Source organism: Pseudomonas sp. NFPP25 (genome assembly GCF_900116505.1).
GTDB classification, from domain to species: Bacteria; Pseudomonadota; Gammaproteobacteria; order Pseudomonadales; family Pseudomonadaceae; genus Aquipseudomonas; species Aquipseudomonas protegens.
The window spans coordinates 354,556-373,962 of sequence record NZ_FPBG01000005.1 but is presented as its reverse complement, the minus strand read 5'-3'; the positions used below and the strand labels follow the sequence as shown (position 1 = coordinate 373,962).

The 19,407-nt window shown below is 62.9% G+C and carries 12 protein-coding genes and 1 pseudogene; 1 reads left to right on the top strand and 12 read right to left on the bottom strand.

Annotated elements, in window-relative coordinates; genetic code table 11:
- Positions 1–210 precede the first annotated feature (210 nt).
- The 10 genes and pseudogenes from BM382_RS21665 to pilM all read right to left on the bottom strand — a co-directional run bounded on the left by BM382_RS21665 (position 211) and on the right by pilM (position 14,360).
- The gene (locus BM382_RS21665; protein ID WP_011058828.1) at positions 211–1,629 is read right to left on the bottom strand and encodes an FAD-dependent oxidoreductase; all 1,419 of its coding nucleotides are present in this window, start codon (positions 1,627–1,629) and stop codon (positions 211–213) included.
- A gap of 33 nt (positions 1,630–1,662) precedes the next feature.
- Entirely contained in the window at positions 1,663–6,111 is a 4,449-nt protein-coding gene (gene gltB, locus BM382_RS21660) for a glutamate synthase large subunit (protein ID WP_011058827.1), read from the bottom strand.
- Between the two features lie 348 nt (positions 6,112–6,459).
- Entirely contained in the window at positions 6,460–8,040 is a 1,581-nt protein-coding gene (locus BM382_RS21650; protein ID WP_011058826.1) for an SPOR domain-containing protein, read from the bottom strand.
- A 10-nt stretch (positions 8,041–8,050) separates the two neighbouring features.
- Positions 8,051–9,151: a 3-dehydroquinate synthase gene (gene aroB, locus BM382_RS21645; RefSeq protein WP_072443869.1), complete on the bottom strand. Its 1,101-nt coding sequence runs from the start codon at positions 9,149–9,151 to the stop codon at positions 8,051–8,053.
- Between the two features lie 145 nt (positions 9,152–9,296).
- Entirely contained in the window at positions 9,297–9,815 is a 519-nt protein-coding gene (gene aroK / locus BM382_RS21640) for a shikimate kinase AroK (RefSeq protein ID WP_011058824.1), read from the bottom strand.
- Positions 9,816–9,819: 4 nt separating this feature from the next.
- Positions 9,820–11,496 (bottom strand): annotated as a pseudogene (locus BM382_RS21635) (type IV pilus secretin PilQ family protein); the annotation flags it as partial.
- An 89-nt stretch (positions 11,497–11,585) separates the two neighbouring features.
- Positions 11,586–12,116 (bottom strand): pilus assembly protein PilP, encoded by a 531-nt coding sequence (locus BM382_RS21630; protein ID WP_072443867.1) that lies wholly within the window; start codon positions 12,114–12,116, stop codon positions 11,586–11,588.
- Positions 12,113–12,736: a type IV pilus inner membrane component PilO gene (pilO, locus tag BM382_RS21625; protein ID WP_019095186.1), complete on the bottom strand. Its 624-nt coding sequence runs from the start codon at positions 12,734–12,736 to the stop codon at positions 12,113–12,115. Before pilO ends, BM382_RS21630 begins: the two co-directional genes overlap by 4 nt.
- Entirely contained in the window at positions 12,733–13,299 is a 567-nt protein-coding gene (locus BM382_RS21620; RefSeq protein ID WP_011058820.1) for a PilN domain-containing protein, read from the bottom strand. The genes pilO and BM382_RS21620 overlap by 4 nt, the downstream gene beginning before the upstream one ends.
- The gene (gene pilM, locus BM382_RS21615; RefSeq protein ID WP_011058819.1) at positions 13,299–14,360 is read right to left on the bottom strand and encodes a type IV pilus assembly protein PilM; all 1,062 of its coding nucleotides are present in this window, start codon (positions 14,358–14,360) and stop codon (positions 13,299–13,301) included. Before pilM ends, BM382_RS21620 begins: the two co-directional genes overlap by 1 nt.
- Before the next feature lie 216 nt (positions 14,361–14,576).
- Between pilM and BM382_RS21610 the strand changes: the two genes are divergently transcribed.
- On the top strand, positions 14,577–17,012 hold the full coding sequence (locus BM382_RS21610) for a penicillin-binding protein 1A (RefSeq protein WP_011058818.1): 2,436 nt from the start codon (positions 14,577–14,579) through the stop codon (positions 17,010–17,012).
- Between the two features lie 121 nt (positions 17,013–17,133).
- Here BM382_RS21610 and BM382_RS21605 read toward each other — a convergent pair whose 3' ends face one another.
- On the bottom strand, positions 17,134–18,402 hold the full coding sequence (locus BM382_RS21605; RefSeq protein WP_011058817.1) for a malic enzyme-like NAD(P)-binding protein: 1,269 nt from the start codon (positions 18,400–18,402) through the stop codon (positions 17,134–17,136).
- 187 nt (positions 18,403–18,589) lie between these two features.
- The gene (locus BM382_RS21600; RefSeq protein ID WP_019095183.1) at positions 18,590–19,369 is read right to left on the bottom strand and encodes a thermonuclease family protein; all 780 of its coding nucleotides are present in this window, start codon (positions 19,367–19,369) and stop codon (positions 18,590–18,592) included.
- Positions 19,370–19,407: the final 38 nt, after the last annotated feature.

Genomic DNA, 19,407 nt, shown 5'->3' with positions numbered 1-19,407 from the left:
GTCGGCATCCGGAAAAAAAGTGGGGGCATTTTCTCAGAGCGCGACACAAAAGGCACGGCAAGAGCCGTTTCTTTATGTCTATGGGGTCAATTTGTCACGGGACGGGCACAGATCCCGTAGGAGCCAGCTTGCTGGCGAAGCGATCGACGCGGTGCATCAACAGCACCGCGTTATCGTTGTTCGCCGGCTAGCCGGCTCCTGCAAGGTGGGTCAGACGCCCAGGTAGTCGAGGATGCCTTCGGCGGCGTTACGCCCTTCGAAGATCGCCGTCACCACAAGATCAGAACCGCGCACCATGTCACCACCGGCAAAGATCTTCGGGTTGCTGGTCTGGTGCTTGAACTGGCCCTGTTCCGGGGCCACGACACGGCCCTGGCTGTCGGTCTGGATGCTGAACTGCTCGAACCATGGTGCCGGGCTTGGACGGAAACCGAAGGCGATGACCACGGCGTCGGCCGGGATGATCTCTTCAGAACCCGGGATCGGCTCGGGGCTGCGGCGGCCACGGGCGTCCGGCTCGCCGAGACGGGTCTCGACCACCTTCACGCCTTCGACGCGGTCTTCACCGACAATGGCGATCGGCTGGCGGTTGTAGAGGAACTTCACGCCTTCTTCCTTGGCGTTCTTCACCTCTTTGCGCGAGCCGGGCATGTTGGCTTCGTCACGACGATAGGCGCAGGTCACCGACTTGGCGCCCTGGCGGATCGAGGTGCGGTTGCAGTCCATCGCGGTGTCGCCACCGCCCAGCACCACCACCTTCTTGCCTTTCATGTCGACGAAGTCTTCCGGCGACTTTTCAAAGCCCAGGTTGCGGTTGACGTTGGCGATCAGGAAATCCAGCGCGTCATAGACGCCCGGCAGGTCCTCACCGGCAAAGCCGCCCTTCATGTAGGTGTAGGTGCCCATGCCCATGAACACCGCATCGTATTCGGCGAGCAGTTGCTCCATGGTCACGTCCTTGCCCACCTCGGTGTTCAGGCGGAACTCGATGCCCATGCCGCTGAAGACTTCGCGACGATTGCTCAGCACGGTCTTTTCCAGCTTGAACTCGGGGATACCGAAGGTCAGCAGACCGCCGATTTCCGGGTTCTTGTCGAACACCACCGGGGTCACGCCGCCACGCACCAGCACGTCGGCACAGCCCAGGCCCGCCGGGCCCGCACCAATGATCGCCACGCGTTTGCCGGTGGGCTTGACCTTGGACATGTCCGGGCGCCAGCCCATGGCGAAGGCGGTGTCGGTGATGTACTTCTCCACCGAACCGATGGTCACCGCGCCAAACCCGTCGTTGAGGGTGCAGGCACCCTCGCACAGACGATCCTGCGGGCACACCCGGCCGCAGACTTCCGGCAGGGTGTTGGTCTGGTGCGACAGCTCGGCGGCGGCGAGGATGTTGCCCTCGGCCACCAGCTTGAGCCAGTTGGGAATGAAGTTGTGCACCGGGCACTTCCATTCACAGTACGGGTTACCGCAACCCAGGCAGCGGTGGGCCTGGTCGGCCGACTGCTGGGGTTTGAAGGGTTCGTAGATTTCCACGAACTCTTTCTTGCGTTGACGCAACAGTTTCTTCTTCGGATCCTTGCGCCCGACATCGATGAACTGGAAGTCGTTATTCAGACGTTCAGCCATTATCAAAACCTCATCACACTCTTCAGGCGCATATCACTGCGGGTTGGCACGGGTGCTGGAAAGCAACGACTTCAAGCTGGCAGCCTTGGGCTTGACCAGCCAGAAACGGCGCAGGTAGTCGTCGAGGTTCTCGGCGAGGTTACGGCCCCATTCGCTGTCGGTTTCCTCGACGTACTCGTTCAGCACGCGCTGCAGGTGGCTGCGATAGGCTTCCATCGCTTCGCCGCTGATCCGTTGGATTTCCACCAGTTCGTGGTTGACCCGGTCAACGAAGGTGTTGTCCTGGTCCAGCACATAGGCGAAACCGCCGGTCATGCCTGAGCCGAAGTTGTAACCGGTCTTGCCCAGGACGCAGACGAAACCACCGGTCATGTACTCGCAGCAGTGATCGCCAGTGCCTTCCACCACGGTGTGGGCACCGGAGTTGCGCACGGCGAAACGCTCACCCGCGGTGCCAGCGGCGAACAGCTTGCCGCCGGTGGCGCCGTACAGGCAGGTGTTGCCGATAATGGCGCTGTCCTGGGTCTTGTAGACGCTGCCCTTGGGCGGAACGATCACCAGCTTGCCGCCGGTCATGCCCTTGCCCACGTAGTCGTTGGCGTCGCCTTCCAGGTAGAGGTTCAGGCCGCCGGCGTTCCACACGCCGAAGCTCTGCCCCGCAGTGCCCTTGAAGCGGAATGTGATAGGCGCCTGGGCCATACCCTGGTTGCCGTGGAGCCTGGCGATCTCGCCGGAGATCCGTGCGCCGATGGAGCGGTCGCAGTTGCAGATATCCAGGGCGAAATCGGCGCCGCTCTTGTCATTGATCGCCGAGCGGGCCATCTCGACCATTTTCTCGGCCAGCAGGCCCTTGTCGAACGGCGGGTTGCGGTCCACCTGGCAGAACTGCGGCTTGTCCGCCGGAATGTGGTCACTGCCCAGCAACGGGGTCAGGTCCAGGTGATGCTGCTTGGCGGTCTGGCCTTCCAGCACCTCCAGCAGGTCGGTCCGGCCGATCAGTTGCTCCAGGGAACGCACGCCAAGCTTGGCCAGCCACTCACGGGTTTCCTCGGCGACGTAGGTGAAGAAGTTCACCACCATGTCGACAGTGCCGATGTAGTGATCCTTGCGCAGTTTCTCGTTCTGGGTGGCCACGCCGGTGGCGCAGTTGTTCAGGTGGCAGATGCGCAGGTACTTGCAGCCCAGGGCGATCATCGGCGCGGTGCCGAAGCCGAAGCTCTCGGCGCCGAGGATGGCTGCCTTGATCACGTCGAGGCCGGTTTTCAGCCCGCCGTCGGTCTGCACCCGGACCTTGCCGCGCAGGTCGTTGCCGCGCAGGGTCTGGTGGGTTTCCGCCAGGCCCAGTTCCCACGGCGCACCGGCGTACTTGATGGAGGTCAGCGGCGAAGCGCCGGTACCGCCGTCGTAGCCGGAGATGGTGATCAGGTCGGCATAGGCCTTGGCCACACCGGCAGCGATGGTACCAACGCCGGCTTCGGCCACCAGCTTCACCGACACCAGCGCCTGAGGGTTGACCTGCTTGAGGTCGAAGATCAGCTGCGACAAGTCTTCGATCGAATAGATGTCGTGGTGCGGCGGAGGCGAAATCAAGGTCACGCCGGGGACTGCGTAGCGCAGCTTGGCGATCAGGCCGTTGACCTTGCCACCAGGCAGCTGGCCGCCCTCGCCGGGCTTGGCGCCCTGGGCCACCTTGATCTGCAGCACTTCGGCGTTGACCAGGTATTCCGGGGTCACGCCGAAACGGCCAGTGGCCACTTGCTTGATCTTCGAGCTCTTGATGGTGCCGTAGCGCGCCGGGTCTTCGCCGCCCTCACCGGAGTTGGAACGCGCGCCGAGGCGGTTCATGGCTTCGGCCAGGGCTTCGTGAGCCTCCGGCGACAGGGCACCCAGGGAGATACCGGCAGAGTCGAAGCGCTTGAGGATCGACTCCAGGGGCTCGACTTCGCTGATGTCCATCGGCGTGTCCAGGGTCTTCACCTGGAACAGGTCGCGGATCATCGACACCGGGCGGTTGTCCACCAGCGCGGTGTATTCCTTGAACTTGGCGTAGTCGCCCTGCTGCACGGCGGCTTGCAGGGTGTTGACCACGTCCGGGTTGTAGGCGTGGTACTCGCCACCGTGGACGAACTTTAGCAGGCCGCCTTGCTGGATCGGCTTGCGCGGGCTCCAGGCCTCGGTCGCCAGGGCTTTCTGCTCGGCTTCGATGTCGACGAAACGTGCGCCCTTGATCCGGCTCGGCACGCCACGGAAGCTCAGGTTGCAGACCTCCTCGGACAGGCCGATGGCTTCGAACAGCTGCGCGCCACGGTAAGAGGCGATGGTGGAGATGCCCATCTTCGACAGGATCTTCAGCAGGCCCTTGGTGATGCCCTTGCGGTAGTTCTTGAACACCTCGTAGAGGTCGCCCAGCACTTCACCGGTACGGATCAGGTCGCCCAGCACTTCGTAGGCCAGGAACGGATAGACCGCCGAGGCGCCGAACCCGATCAGCACCGCGAAGTGGTGCGGATCGCGGGCGGTGGCGGTTTCCACGAGGATGTTGGAGTCGCAGCGCAGGCCCTTTTCGGTCAGGCGGTGGTGCACCGCGCCGGTGGCCAGGGAGGCGTGGATCGGCAACTTGCCCGGAGCGATATGGCGGTCGCTGAGGACGATCTGGGTGCGGCCGGCGCGAGCGGCTTCTTCAGCCTGGTCGGCGACATTGCGGATCGCGGCTTCCAGGCCGACGCTCTCGTCGTAGTTGAGGTCGATGACCTGGCGCTCGAAGCCCGGGCGATCGAGGTTCATCAACGAACGCCACTTGGCCGGGGAGATCACTGGCGAGCTGAGGATCACTCGCGAAGCATGCTCAGGCGACTCCTGGAAGATGTTGCGCTCGGCACCGAGGCAGATCTCCAGGGACATGACGATGGCTTCACGCAGCGGGTCGATCGGCGGGTTGGTGACCTGGGCGAACTGCTGGCGGAAATAGTCGTAAGGGGTACGCACGCGCTGGGACAGCACCGCCATCGGCGTGTCGTCGCCCATCGAACCCACCGCTTCGTAGCCCTGCTCGCCCAGCGGACGCAGTACCTGGTCACGCTCTTCGAAGGTGACCTGGTACATCTTCATGTACTGCTTGAGCTGGTCGACGTCGTAGAAGGCCGAACCGTGGTCGTTGTCTTCCATGGTGGCCTGGATGCGCAGGGCATTCTTGCGCAGCCATTGCTTGTACGGATGACGGGACTTCAGACGGTTGTCGATGGCGTCGGTGTCGAGGATCTGCCCGGTCTCGGTGTCCACGGCAAAGATCTGGCCCGGGCCGACCCGGCCCTTGGCGATCACGTCCTCGGGCTGGTAGTTCCACACGCCGATTTCCGAAGCCAGGGTGATGAAGCCGTTCTGGGTGGTGACCCAGCGCGCCGGGCGCAGGCCGTTGCGGTCCAGCAGGCAGACGGCGTAGCGGCCGTCGGTCATGACCACGCCGGCCGGGCCGTCCCACGGTTCCATGTGCATCGAGTTGTATTCGTAGAACGCGCGCAGGTCGGCGTCCATGGTCTCGACGTTCTGCCACGCTGGCGGAATGATCATGCGCACGCCGCGGAACAGGTCGATGCCGCCGGTGACCATCAGCTCCAGCATGTTGTCCATGCTCGAGGAGTCGGAACCCACGCGGTTGACCAGCGGGCCGAGTTCTTCCAGGTCCGGGATCAAGTCGTTGGCGAACTTGGTGCGCCGGGCCACGGCCCAGTTGCGGTTGCCGGTGATGGTGTTGATCTCGCCGTTGTGGGCGAGGAAGCGGAATGGCTGGGCCAGCGGCCATTTCGGCAGGGTGTTGGTGGAGAAGCGCTGGTGAAACACGCAGATCGCGGTTTGCAGGCGCTCGTCACCCAGGTCCGGATAGAAGGCGGCGAGGTCCGCCGGCATCATCAGGCCCTTATAGATGATGGTCTTGTGGGAAAAGCTGCAGATGTAGTGGTCGGTGTCGGCGGCGTTGGCCACCGAGGAGCGACGACGGGAGCTGAACAGCTTGATGGCGAAATCCTGGTCGCTCAGGCCCTGGCCGCCGATGAATACTTGTTCGATCTGTGGCAGGCGCTCCAGGGCCAGACGCCCGAGCACACTGGTATCGATCGGTACTTTGCGCCAGCCCACCAGTTGCAGGCCGGCGGCGAGGATCTCGCGGTTCATGTTTTCGCGAGCGGCTTCGGCTTTCACCGGGTCCTGGTTGAAGAACACCATGCCCACCGCATATTGCTTGGGCAGCTCGATGCCGAAGTGCTCCGTGGCGACTGCGCGCAGGAACAGGTCGGGCTTTTGCATCAGCAGACCGCAACCGTCGCCGGTCTTGCCGTCCGCGTTGATCCCACCGCGGTGGGTCATGCAGGTCAGGGCCTCAATGGCCGTTTTCAACAGGGTATGACTGGGTTCGCCCTGCATATGGGCTATCAGGCCGAAACCACAGTTATCCTTAAATTCATCTGGTTGGTACAGACCTGCTTTCATAGACACTTTCTCACCAGGCTGCCTCTTTTAGAGGCAAATTTCTTTTCAATTCAACCACTTGCATTCCGCGCCGAACGTACGCCAGCTTTGCGGGGGCAAAAGGGAGGTCATTGTACACACCGACACAAAGCCCCACAAATTTAGCGACGATCTGGCGTAAATTCATGTCGCATTTATGAACGTTTTAAAGCGATATGCTGTGCTAGTCAAAAAGTTTTGCTTTTGACTGCCGCGACTCAAAAACTACTGTGACGCAGACACCACAAGGCACGCGGCCTGTAAGGCAGCATGCCGATGCGGAAATTTGAGGTTGCCGGGAGAGGCGGCCTGGGTAAGGCCGCCGAATCTTCAGCGAGTTGTTGCCAGTTCTTGTTGAACGCTAGCGACAGTGCGAGGCCAAGGTTTACCAGCCTGAACCTTCGCTGGCAAGGATTTGATGGCGCTGACCGCTGCATCGCGGCTTGCGAAGTTGCCGTAGGTGATCACATACAGCGGCTTGCCGTTGAGGACTTTCTTGAAGTAGCGGTATTCGCCGCCCTGTTCCTTGACGAAGTTCTGCGCGGTGGCTTCCGAGCTGGTGCCGAGGATCTGCACCACGTAGTTGCCTGGCGCCTGGCCAGCGTACCAGCTGCCACCGGCGGCCTTGGCCACAGTGACCGGCTTCTCGGCCGGCTTGGCCGGAGCAGGCTTGGCTGCCACTGGTTTCTCTGCCGGCTTGGCGGCAGGTGCAGGCTTGGCCGTGGCCACCTGGGTCGGTGCCGGGGTTGGACGCGCTGCCGGAGTCGGCGTCGGGCCAGCCGTAGCCCCAGCAGGCGGCGCGGTGGTGGTCACGGTCGGTGGAACGGCGCTGGAGCCTTCAACCGGTACCCCGTCGTCACCCTCACTGATACCCCCTGCGGCTTCGGCCAGAGGGCCGCGCATCACGGGCTGCGACTGGCCGACCAACGGCAGCGGCATTGGCTGTGACGAACCGGCGAACTCCACTGACGGACTGCCATTGGCATTGGGTGTCGGTGCTTGCCCCAAAGGCAGCTGCGCTTGCTCATTGGCCGGAGCGCCGGTGGTTGGAGCCTTGCTGCGGCCCGGCATCAACCAGGCCGCGGCCACGGCCACCACCACGACAGCGGAGATGGCCAATACGTGTTTCTTCGGCATGTTGAACCCCATACTTGGACGCTTGACCGCAGAGCGGCTGGCGATCATTGCTTCGATCATTGCATCCCTGGCGACCTGGTTGATGTTGCCCGGCCAGCCATCGGAGCCTTCGTGAATATCACTGATCTGATCTGCGGAGAAAAGTTCGATGCCCTGCCCCGCACCTTCAAGCCGCTGGGCCAGATATTCGCGGGTTTCCTCTTCGGTATAAGGCTGCAACTCGATGACGTGGAAGCGCTCTTCCTCGGTATTGAGCTGGTCCAGTGCGGCGATCAGCGACGACTCGCCGAACAGGAACACATGGGGACGACCTTCCGGAGCGCCGGCCGCCAGGGCCAGCAGGGCCTCGAGGGCGGACTCGTCGAGCTGCTCGGCATCATCCACCAGCAGATAGACTTCCTGACCGGTCAGGGCCAGCTGCACTATCTGGGCGAGGATCGCGCCGATTTCAGCCTCGGCCACGTTCAGCGCCTGGGCCACCTGGCGCAGCACGCCGGCAGCGTCGCCGGCGCCGCGGGCCGACACCACCACGCTCTGCACCGATTGCTTGTTGGTACTGGCTACCAGCGCCTGGCGCAGCAGGGTCTTGCCGCTGCCCTGAGGCCCGGTGACCACCAGCAGCAACTGGCTGTAGCGGGCCAGGTGATGCAGTTGCCCCAGCACAGGCTTGCGCTGGGCAGGAAAGAACTTGAAGCCAGGGACCCGGGGAGCGAAAGGATCGTGGCTCAACTGGTAATGGCCGAGGAAAGCCTCGTCGGCGTGCAAACTAGTCATCGGGATCTTATTAACCTTTAAGCTGAGCCAGGGCGCGGTAGTCCGCTCCCAGCGTGGCCTGTAAAACCTCTTTCGGATAATCGTCGGTCACTACGGCTTCGCCCATGCGGCGCAACAGCACCAGACGCAAACGACCGTCGATCACTTTCTTGTCAATTGCCATGTGTTCGAGAAAATCCGCTTCGCTCATTTCCTCTGGCGGGATGACCGGCAAGCCCGCGCGCTGGAACAGGCGAATACCGCGGTCACGCTCCTGGCTGGTGATCCAGCCCAGGCGCGCGGACATTTCCAGGGCCATTACGGTGCCAGCAGCCACCGCCTCACCGTGCAGCCACACACCGTACCCCATGTGGGTTTCGATGGCGTGGCCGAAGGTATGCCCCAGGTTGAGGGTGGCCCGCACTCCCGATTCACGTTCGTCGGCACCCACCACCGCGGCCTTGGCCGCACAGGAGCGCTCGATGGCGTAAGTCAGGGCCTGCTGGTCCAGGGCCCGCAGACGGTCGACGCTCTCTTCCAGCCAGGTAAGGAAGGGCTCGTCGCAGATCAGGCCGTACTTGATCACTTCCGCCAGACCTGCCGACAGCTCGCGGCTGGGCAGGGTGTTAAGGCTGGTGGTATCGATCAGCACCACGTTCGGCTGGTAGAAGGCGCCGACCATGTTCTTGCCCAGCGGGTGGTTGATACCGGTCTTGCCACCCACCGAAGAGTCCACCTGGGACAGGAGGGTGGTAGGAATCTGGATGAAATCCACGCCCCGCTGGTAGCAGGCCGCGGCAAAGCCGGCCATATCACCGATCACGCCGCCACCGAGGGCGATGATGGTAGTGCGTCGATCGTGGCGAGCAGTGAGCAGGCCATCGAAGATCAACTGCAGCGTTTCCCAGTTCTTGTAGGCCTCGCCATCGGGCAGAACCACCGAGATCACCGAGAACTGCCCCAGGCTGCGGGTCAGACGCTCAAGGTAAAGCGGCGCGACGGTCTCATTGGAAATGATCGCCACTTGCCGCCCGGCGATATGCGGCACCAGCAGCTCGGGCTGGTCCAACAGACCTTCACCAATGTGAATCGGGTAGCTGCGCTCGCCTAGATCGACCTTAAGTGTCTGCATGTGTCCCCACAGTGAAGATGGAAGCAGGCATTGTGCCCTGCATTGACGATGGGCCTCGCCTGGTCTTCTGACGCAGCCCGATAGCTCTGCGCCACACCTTGGCGGTCTGGCGCGACGCCGAGAATAGCGCATTTCGCTCGACGCATTAACGGGGTGGCAGCTGCTGCAGGCGCTCCAGTATGTCCAGCACCACCATTCGTGGCGGCCGCTCATCGGTTTCCACCACCAGATCGGCGATTTCCCGATAAAGCGGGTCGCGGATTTCCAGCAGGTCGCGCAGGGTCTTGGCCGGATCGGCGGTGCGCAGCAGGGGACGATTGCGGTCCCGGGCGGTGCGCCCCACCTGTTGCTCGACCGAGGCGTGCAGATAGACCACTCGTCCGCCAGCGTGCAGCGCCCGACGATTGGCCTCGCGCATCACTGCACCACCGCCAGTGGCCAGGACCACGCCGTCAGTGCCACAGAGCTCGGCGATCATCGCCTGTTCGCGATCACGAAAGCCCGGTTCGCCTTCCTTATCGAAGATCCACGGGATATTCGCGCCTGTACGCAGTTCAATTTCCTTATCGGAATCTTTGAATGGCAGGCGCAGCTCTTTGGCCAGTAAGCGACCAATGGTGCTTTTTCCAGCCCCCATCGGCCCAACAAGAATCAAATTTCGCACAGAATCAACGACTCACAGCAATCGCCTGGTTGTTCATGATACGCGGAGTGAGAAATACCAGCAGCTCGGATTTTTTCTCCGACACCACGTCACGCCGGAAAAGGCGGCCAAGATACGGCACATCGCCAAGAAATGGCACTTTATCTACAACCTTGCTCTGGGTATTCGAGAAAACCCCGCCGATGACGATGGTCGCCCCGTCGTTGACCAGGACCTTGGCATTGACCTCGTTCTTCTTGATCGGCGGTACATCCTGGACCTTGTTAAGGTAGTCCGGCTCATCCTTGGTGACCTTGACCTCCATGATGATGCGGTTGTCCGGGGTGATCTGCGGCGTCACTTCAAGCGACAGCGACGCCTCCTTGAAGGACACCGAGGTAGCGCCGCTGGAGCTGGCTTCCTGGTAGGGGATCTCGGTGCCCTTGAGGATCTTTGCGGTTTCCTTGTCGGAGGTGACCACCTTGGGCTGGGAAACGATCTCGCCGTTGCCGGTCTTCTCCATGGCGGTCAACTCCAGGTCCAGCAGCACGTTGTCGGTGATGTAGGCGATACCGATGCCCGAGGTATGGGCGCTAGCCCCCAGATCGACAAAGGGTGAGTTGCTGCCGCCGCTGCCCGGAGCGCCGATGCTGCTGGAACCGCTGGCAGCGTTCTGCACCCCGCTGGCGCTCCAGTTGCCCTGGTTCTGCACCGAGCCGCCCCAGCGCACGCCCAGGCTCTTGTCGTAGTCAACGTTGGCCTCGACGATGCGCGCTTCGATCATCACCTGGCGCACCGGAACATCCAGCTGGGCGACGATGCGCCGAAGTTCGTCGAGGCGCTCCTGGCTCTGGTAGGCAATGATGCTGTTGGTGCGTTCGTCCACGGTGATCGAGCCACGCTCATCGGCTTTTTCCTCGGCACGGGTCACCGACTGGAACAGCTTGGCGATGTCCGCTGCCTTGGCGTAGTTGACCTGCAGCAGCTCCCGACGCAACGGCGCCAGGTCCTCCAGCTGCTTCTGTGACTCCAGCTCCTGACGCTCCCGGGCGGCAATCTCATCCGCCGGAGCCACCAGCAGCACATTGCCGATCTTGCGTGAATCAAGGCCTTTGGTCCGTAGCACCAGATCCAGGGCCTGATCCCAGGGCACGTTCTGCAGGCGCAGGGTGATGCCGCCCTGCACCGTGTCGCTGGCCACCAGGTTGAGGCCCGTGAAATCGGCGATCAGTTGCAGCACCGAGCGCACCTCGATGTCCTGAAAGTTCAGCGAGAGCTTTTCCCCCTTGTAGGCAGGTCGGGCCGCAGCCGCCCTGCTGCTGGTCTCGGCCAGGGGGCGGACACTGACCGTCAGGCGGTTGTCGGTCTGGAAGGTGGAATAGTCGAAGGCACCCTTGGGCTCCAGGGTGACGGTGGTACGCCCGGCAGCCGTATCCGCAGTGATGTACTGCACCGGGGTGGCGAAATCCTTGACGTCCAGGCGAACCCGCAGCGTCTCGGGCAGTTGGGTACGGGCGAAATCGAGGACGATCCGGCCCTCGCGCCGCTGGACATCGACAGCGATGCGCGGGTCGGACAGGTCGATCAGCACATTGCCTTCGCCCTCCTCGCCGCGCTGAAAATCCACGCCGCGTATCGACCCGGCTACTGCCTGCGGCTTTGCAGGCGCCCGAGCTGCCGTCCCCGGAGCAGCGGGCTTGGGCTCGGCGGCGCCGACCAGCGGTGCCAGCAGCGCTATCCATAGCGCTACACCGAGGGCTGAAACAGTCCTGTTCATTTTCCAGATTCCACTTAAGAGTGTTTTTTCAGCGCCAGTGTTCGCGGCCGCTCCAGCCAGGCTCCCGCTCCATCGGGAACAATTTCCACCACCTCGATCTGCGATTCGCTGATGGTCACAACCCGGCCTTCGTTGCGCCCCAGGTAGTCGCCCACCTGCAAGCGGTGGATGCCACCTGCGCCGCGCAACAGGGCAAAGCTCCCGGAGGCGTTGGACAGGGTCCCGACCATTTGCAACTGCTCGATATCGAACCCCTCCAGGTATTGCCGGGCTCGCTGCGGGTCGGGCCGGACCGCACTGGCCCCTTGCCGACGGGCCGCCAGGTCAAGCCTTTGCGGCGGCTGGAACGGACTACGCAATGCGCTGGCGTCATAGGTGAACGAGGGGTAAGACCGGATTACCGGCATTGGTTCAATCGGCCCGGGCGCTTGCAGGCGCATCTGGTTCATGTAGGCGTCCAGGTCGGCAAAGTCGTCATCGGCGTCACCACACCCCCACAGCCCGGCACAAAGGCAGCCAAGCACCGCCCAGCGCAGGCGCCTCATGAGTGCGGCTCCGGAGCGTCGTACCTGTAGGTGCGCGCCTCGATGCTCATGCGCAACAGCGCCGGATTGCCCACCGCCACAGGCTGAATGCGAAAATCATGCAAGGTGACGATGCGCGGCAGGCCGGCGACGCCACTGACGAAGCTCGCCAGGTCGTGATAGGCCCCGGTGACAGTAATCTGGATCGGCAACTCGACGTAGAACTGCCTGGCCACCTCCGGTTGCAGCCTGATTTCCTCGAAGGCCAGGCCACTGCCCAGTCCCACGCGACTGATGTCCTCCAGCAGGCCGGGGACCTCGGTGTCGCTGGGCAACTGACGCAACAGCAGGTCGAAGCTGTTGCGTATGACGGCCAACTGCTCCTGGTAGCGCGGCAAATTGGCTCCCTGGCGCGCCTTGCCGGCAAACTCCTGCCGGAGACGAGTTTCCTCCTGGCGCTGGCGCTCCAGTTGCTCCAGGTGCGGGCTCAGGTAAAAGCCGTAGCCCACTAGCAGAACCAGCAGCAGAAGCAGGGCCGCCACCAGACTCCTGGCCGGCCCGGGCCACGAGCCCAGGTTGGCCAGCTCCAGCTCCCGCAGATCGATACGCCGCAACTCTGCCAGCCATTGTCGGGGGGTCATTGCCGAAGCTCCCCGGCTGGCCCGGGCGTCTGCCCGACATTCAGCCGGAACAGGTTGTTCAGCCCTTGCTGGGCGTCCACCGCGTTCTTCACCTCGGTCAGGCTGGGGGCAGCAAAACCCTCGGCAGCCTGCAGATTGCGCATCAGGTCGGACACCCTGTTGTTTGACTCGGCGGCACCGCTGATTCCAAGGTTCTGCCCCTGCAGATCCACCTCGGTGAAGTACACGCCATCAGGCAGGCTGCGGGCCAACTGCTGAAAAATCCGCACACTGTTGGAGCGGTTGCCCTGCAGCTCTTCGATGATGCCCATGCGTTCGAGCAACTGCTGTCGTTGCGCCTTGAGCCCCTGGATGCTGGCGATCTGCTCATCCAGGCGTGCCGTCGCCTGGCCCAGATACTGGTTGCGCAAATGCTGGCGCTCGATCACCCGGCTTATATAGGCGTCGGCCAACAGAATGACCCCGGCCCCGAGCACGACCATCATCGCCAGCATCTGCAGGAAACGCCGACGCCTCAGTTCGCGCGAGGCCTCGCGCCAGGGCAACAGGTTGATCCGCGCCATCAGTCGAACCCTCGCAGGGCCAGGCCACAGGCCAGGAGCAGGTTCGGCGCCTGTTCATTCAATACCTGGGGGTCGACTCGAGGCCCCATCGGCATGGCCCGGAAAGGATTGGCCAGCGACGTATCGATGCCTGTCTCGCCCTCCACCCGGCGCTCCAGGCCGGCCAGGCCGCTACCGTCTCCGGCCAGCAGCAGTTGCACCAGGGGCTGTTGCTGAGGCGAGGTGGCGAACTGCTGCAGGGAACGGCTGACCTGTTGCAGCACTTCCTGCTCGAAGGGTTGCAGCAACTCTTCGGCGCAGCCCTGTGGCAAACGGCCCTGGCTCTGCGCCAGCAATGCCTGCTCCAGTGTCAGCCCGTATCGACGCTGGAGCGCTTCCATCAGCAGCCCGCTACCGAAAAGCTGCTCACGGCTATAGATCACTCGCTGGCCGTGCAGGACGCTGAAACGGCTGAGGGCCGGGCCTATATCCAGCAACGCCACGGCGCCAGGAGTCGCCAGCGGCAGGTGCGCCGCCAGCAGCAACAGGCAGCGCTCCAGAGCCAGGGGCTGGGTATCCACCACCCGGGCTGTCAGGCCGGCCAGGCCCAATACCGTTTCCAGAGCTTCTACCCGCTCGTTGCGACAGGCTACCAGCAGCACCTGAACCCGCTGCGGATTACCGGGCACCGGCCCCTGCACTTCAAAATCCAGGGCCACGTCTTCCAGGGGATAGGGAATGTACTGGCCGGCTTCCAGCCGGACCTGCTGCTCCAGTTCGTCGGTGTGCAGGCCCGCCGGCATCTCGATCAGTTTGCTGATCACCGCCTCGCCGACCACCGCTACCGCCGCCCCCTTGAGCCGGCTGCCCGTCTTGAGCCAGGCGCGGGACAGGGCCGCGGCCAGGGCCTCGGGGTCGGCAATGTGCTGGTCAAGCACAGTATTGGGCGCCAGGGGCTCCCTGGCGTAGGCCTCGACCCGGTACCCCTGCCCCTGGCGCCCCAGGGCCAGAAGCGTGACCGATGTCGCATTGATATCGATCCCCATAAGGGAACTCGGCTTTTTGCTGAAGAGTCCAAGCACGACCAATTCCCTATGACTATCCGTGACTTACGGACTGCTTAAGCTGCATTGCGTTCAATGGTCACGTCTTGACAGACGGGCAAATGACGCTCTCGGCGGAAAATGCTTATAATGCCCAGCGTTTTTTTCCGCTTTTACCTGCTGCGTGGGCCGGCCCCTGATGTCCGTGAATGCCCTGACGCCTAATTCATTCCTTTCTCTGGAAATCCAAAAGCCTTGATTCGTCTGCTGAAGTTTTTCGGGTGGTCCATCGTCGCGGTGTTCTGCGGGCTCCTCCTCGCCCTCTCCGGTGCGTTTCTCTATCTTAGTCCCGGCTTGCCGTCGGTTGAGGCCCTGAGAAGCATCCAGTTGCAGATTCCCCTGCGGGTGTACAGCAGCGACGGCAAACTGATCGCTGAATTCGGTGAAATGCGCCGTACTCCCATACGTTTCGCCGACATTCCGCCCAACTTCATCAATGCGTTACTAAGTGCTGAAGACGACAACTTCGCTAACCATTACGGGGTTGACCCCAGCAGCCTGATGCGTGCCGCAACCCAGCTGGTCAAGAGCGGACACATCCAGTCCGGCGGCAGTACCATCACCATGCAAGTGGCGAAGAACTTCTTCCTGACCAGCGAGCGCAGCTTCTCGCGCAAGACCACCGAGATCCTCCTGGCTCTGCAGATCGAACGGCAGCTGACCAAGGACGAGATCCTCGAGCTGTACGTCAACAAGATCTACCTGGGCAACCGTGCCTACGGAATCGAGGCAGCGGCCCAGGTGTATTACGGCAAGTCCATCCGTGACGTGAGCCTGGCGCAGATGGCGATGATCGCCGGCCTGCCCAAGGCGCCTTCGCGCTTCAACCCCCTGGCCAACCCGGCACGCAGCAAGGAACGTCGCGACTGGATCCTGGGGCGCATGTACAAGCTCGGCAAGATCACCGAAGCGGCCTATACCGAGGCAATCAACGAACCGTTGAACGCCAGCTATCACGTACCGACTCCGGAAGTGAACGCCCCGTACATCGCCGAGATGGCCCGGGCCGAAATGGTCGGCCGCTATGGCAGCGATGCCTACACCGAAGGTTTCCGGGTCACCACCACGGTGCCCAGCGATCTGCAGGAAATGGCCAACACCGCGGTCCATGAAGGCCTGATGACCTACGACCAGCGCCACGGCTATCGCGGCCCGGAATCGCGCCTGCCAGGCAAGACCCAGGCGGCCTGGGCCAGCGAACTGACCAAGCAGCGGACCATCAGCGGCCTGGAACCGGCGATCGTCACCCTGGTAGAGAAGAATGGCCTCCAGGTGCTGACCCGCAACGGCGAAGAACATGTGGCCTGGGACAGCATGAAATGGGCCCGGCCGTTCCTCAATACCAACAGCATGGGCCCGGTCCCGCGCCAACCGGCGGACGTGGCCCAGGTCGGCGACCTGATCCGCGTGCAGCGCCAGGCGGACAACTCGTTGAAGTTCAGCCAGATCCCGGTCGCCCAGGGCGCCCTGGTGACGCTGGACCCGCAGAACGGTGCGATCCGCGCCCTGGTGGGCGGCTTCGCCTTCGAGCAGAGCAACTACAACCGTGCGATGCAGGCCAAGCGCCAGCCCGGCTCCAGCTTCAAGCCGTTCATCTATAGCGCCGCCCTGGATAACGGCTACACCCCGGCCAGCCTGGTGAACGACGCACCTATCGTGTTCGTCGACGAATACCTGGACAAGGTCTGGCGCCCGAAGAACGACACCAACACCTTCCTCGGCCCGATCCGCATGCGCGAGGCGCTGTACAAGTCGCGCAACCTGGTGTCGATCCGCCTGCTGCAGAGCATGGGCGTGGACCGCACCATCGACTACATCAGCAAGTTCGGCTTCAACAAGCAGGACCTGCCGCGCAACCTGTCCCTGGCCCTGGGTACCGCAACCCTGACGCCGATGGAAATCGCCACCGGCTGGAGCACCTTTGCCAACGGCGGCTACAAGATCACCCCGTACATCATCGACAAGATCGAAAGCCGCAACGGCGAGCTGCTGTTCAGCGCCAACCCGCCAAGCGCCCCCACCGGCAATACGGCCACCAGCGGCATCGCCGCCCCTGAGCACAACTTCACGATCAACAACGTGGCCGGTGAAACCTCAGCTCCGGCAGCGACGCAAGCCCCGGCGGTTGCCGAGCGGATCATCGATGGCCGTACCACCTACATCCTCAACAGCATGCTCCAGGACGTGATCAAGCTGGGTACCGGACGCCGCGCACTGGCCTTGGGCCGTACCGACCTGGCGGGCAAGACCGGTACCACCAACGAGTCCAAGGATGCCTGGTTCTCCGGCTACAACGCCGACTACGTGACCACCGTATGGACCGGTTTCGACCAGCCGGAAAGCCTGGGGCGCCGCGAATACGGCGGCACCGTGGCACTGCCGATCTGGATGAGCTTCATGGGCGCCGCCCTCAAGGACAAGCCGCCACACACCCAGCCAGAGCCGGAAGGCATTCTCAGCCTGCGGGTAGACCCGGTCAGCGGCCGCGCCGCCACACCCGGCACGCCCAATGCCTACTTCGAACTGTTCAAGAGCGAAGACACTCCGCCCTCGGTCAATGAACTGGGCAATGGCGCCGTACCAGGCAGCCCGCTGCCGGCGGACGAAGCGGCGCCGATCGATCTGTTCTAGCGCCAGGGGAGCCGTGAACGCGGCAACCTTCGCCGGCGTGCCCGCTCCTACAGCGGACAAGCGCCCACAAAAAAGCCCCGGCTCTCGCGAGCCGGGGCTTTTTGCATGACGCTACGAACGCTTAACCGTTGAACACATCATCCACGCTCTTGAGCGGGTAGTTCTTCGGGTACGGCAGGGTAGCCACGCCGGTCTCGATGGCGGCCTTGGCCACGGCATCGGAGATCACGGTGATCAGGCGGGCATCCATTGGCTTGGGAATGATGTACTCACGGCCGAATTCCAGCTTGATGCCACCGTAGGCGTCGCACACTTCCTGAGGAACCGGCAGCTTGGCCAGGTCACGCAGGGCGTTGGCCGCGGCGATCTTCATTTCTTCGTTGATGCGCTTGGCGCGTACGTCCAGGGCACCACGGAAGATGAACGGGAAGCCCAGGACGTTGTTCACCTGGTTCGGGTAGTCCGAACGGCCGGTAGCCATGATCACGTCGTCGCGGGTGGCGTGCGCCAGTTCCGGGGCGATTTCCGGATCAGGGTTGGAGCAGGCGAACACGATCGGGTTCGGCGCCATGGATTTCAGGCCTTCAGCACTCAGCAGGTTCGGGCCGGACAGACCGACGAACACGTCGGCGCCTTGCAGGGCGTCGGCCAGGGTGCGCTTGTCAGTGGCGTGGGCGAACACCGCCTTGTACTGGTTCAGGTCATCGCGGCCGGAGTGGATCACGCCGGTACGGTCGACCATGAAGATGTTTTCGATCTGTGCACCCATGCTCACCAGCAACTTCATGCAGGAGATGGCGGCAGCACCGGCGCCCAGGCAGACGATCTTGGCGTCGGCCAGGGTTTTGCCAGCGATTTCCAGGGCGTTGATCATGCCGGCGGCGGTAACGATCGCGGTGCCGTGCTGGTCATCGTGGAACACCGGAATGTCGCACTGCTCGATCAGAGCGCGCTCGATCTCAAAGCACTCGGGTGCCTTGATGTCTTCCAGGTTGATGCCACCGAAGGTGATGGAAATGCGCTTGACGGTGTCGATGAAAGCCTGCGGGCTTTCGGAGTCGACTTCGATGTCGAATACATCGATGCCGGCGAAACGCTTGAACAGCACGCCCTTGCCTTCCATCACTGGCTTGGAGGCCAGTGGGCCGAGGTTACCCAGGCCGAGAATCGCGGTGCCATCGGAAATGACGGCAACCAGGTTGCCTTTGCCGGTGTACTTGTAGGCCAGTTCCGGATCGCGAGCGATTTCGCGTACCGGCTCGGCTACGCCGGGGCTGTAGGCCAACGCCAGATCACGAGCGGTAGCAGTGGCCTTGGTGAGCTCGACACTCAGCTTTCCTGGACGAGGATTGGCATGGTATTCGAGAGCGGCAGTTTTCAAATCAGACATGTGGGCATTCCGCTTTTTGCTGTTGGACAGACGGACCGCCGAGGATACTCGTGTCGCATAGTCCCCACAAGACTGCCCAGTCACCCCTGTCAAGGCCCCTAGCGTACGACTTTGGGCCAAGAGCCGCGGGGTACAAGGCTTTCAACTGTTCACAATCTATTAAAAAAATGTCTACAATTTTTCTTTATCAGATAAGTCTGAGCATGGAAGGGTCAGTCACGGACAACATCCAGCGTGGATGTGCAGATTGCCGGCCAGGCTGACGCGAGCGATCGACAACCCAGCCGCGAGCCTCGATCCGGCGCCCCGAAAGGCCACTGAGCAGCCGGCGATCGAAGCGCCGCAGGACATTGGGTGCAATGCGCAATACAACCTGCCCCTGCAATGTGATCCAAAGACCACCGCGATTGCGCTGCACCTTGCTCACTCGCCCTTCGAACAGGGCAAAGCCCGCGCGATGGATCTGCTGCGCCTTGAGTACAGGTGAACGTCGCCAAAGCCCCAGCCCGGCTCGGCGCGCATGGTTCTCGGCAGCCTTCTGGCAGCTCGCCAGGGCGACGTTTGGCAGCACGGCAATCCGATAGGCCAAGCCTTCCGCGATCAACCGGGCTTCGAAGTTGATACCAGTGACGCCATAGACATGGGCCAGGACACGACCGTAACGATCCTGCCTTTCACGCCCCGGCAGCAGGCCGACCCGCCCACCACTCTGTGCCACCAGTTGTCGCAGGCGCTGCCGCGCCGCCTCGGCGAAGGGCTCGGCAGGGCGCCCCTTGCCCGCCAGCTCCGGGGCATTGAGGCCGATCATGCGCAACCTGCGGCCATCCTTGAGGTGCAGGGTGTCGCCGTCCACCACCCGGAGCACCGTTGCCGGCAACAGCCCCTTGGGCGCCGGGCAAAACGCCTCGGCCGCTGTCAGCCAAATCGCGCCCACAAAAAAGGCGCCCACTAGGGACGCCTTTTTCATCAGCGAGGAAAGTCGGTATCGGCTTTCCAGAACGATCA

Bases quoted from the DNA above. Each gene is read 5' to 3' on its own strand.
- BM382_RS21665 (WP_011058828.1), bottom strand. From the start codon at position 1,629: ATGGCTGAACGTCTGAATAACGACTTCCAGTTCATCGATGTCGGGCGC.
- gltB (WP_011058827.1), bottom strand. From the start codon at position 6,111: ATGAAAGCAGGTCTGTACCAACCAGATGAATTTAAGGATAACTGTGGT.
- BM382_RS21650 (WP_011058826.1), bottom strand. From the start codon at position 8,040: ATGACTAGTTTGCACGCCGACGAGGCTTTCCTCGGCCATTACCAGTTG.
- aroB (WP_072443869.1), bottom strand. From the start codon at position 9,151: ATGCAGACACTTAAGGTCGATCTAGGCGAGCGCAGCTACCCGATTCAC.
- BM382_RS21630 (WP_072443867.1), bottom strand. From the start codon at position 12,116: ATGAGGCGCCTGCGCTGGGCGGTGCTTGGCTGCCTTTGTGCCGGGCTG.
- pilO (WP_019095186.1), bottom strand. From the start codon at position 12,736: ATGACCCCCCGACAATGGCTGGCAGAGTTGCGGCGTATCGATCTGCGG.
- BM382_RS21620 (WP_011058820.1), bottom strand. From the start codon at position 13,299: ATGGCGCGGATCAACCTGTTGCCCTGGCGCGAGGCCTCGCGCGAACTG.
- BM382_RS21605 (WP_011058817.1), bottom strand. From the start codon at position 18,402: ATGTCTGATTTGAAAACTGCCGCTCTCGAATACCATGCCAATCCTCGT.
- BM382_RS21600 (WP_019095183.1), bottom strand. From the start codon at position 19,369: ATGAAAAAGGCGTCCCTAGTGGGCGCCTTTTTTGTGGGCGCGATTTGG.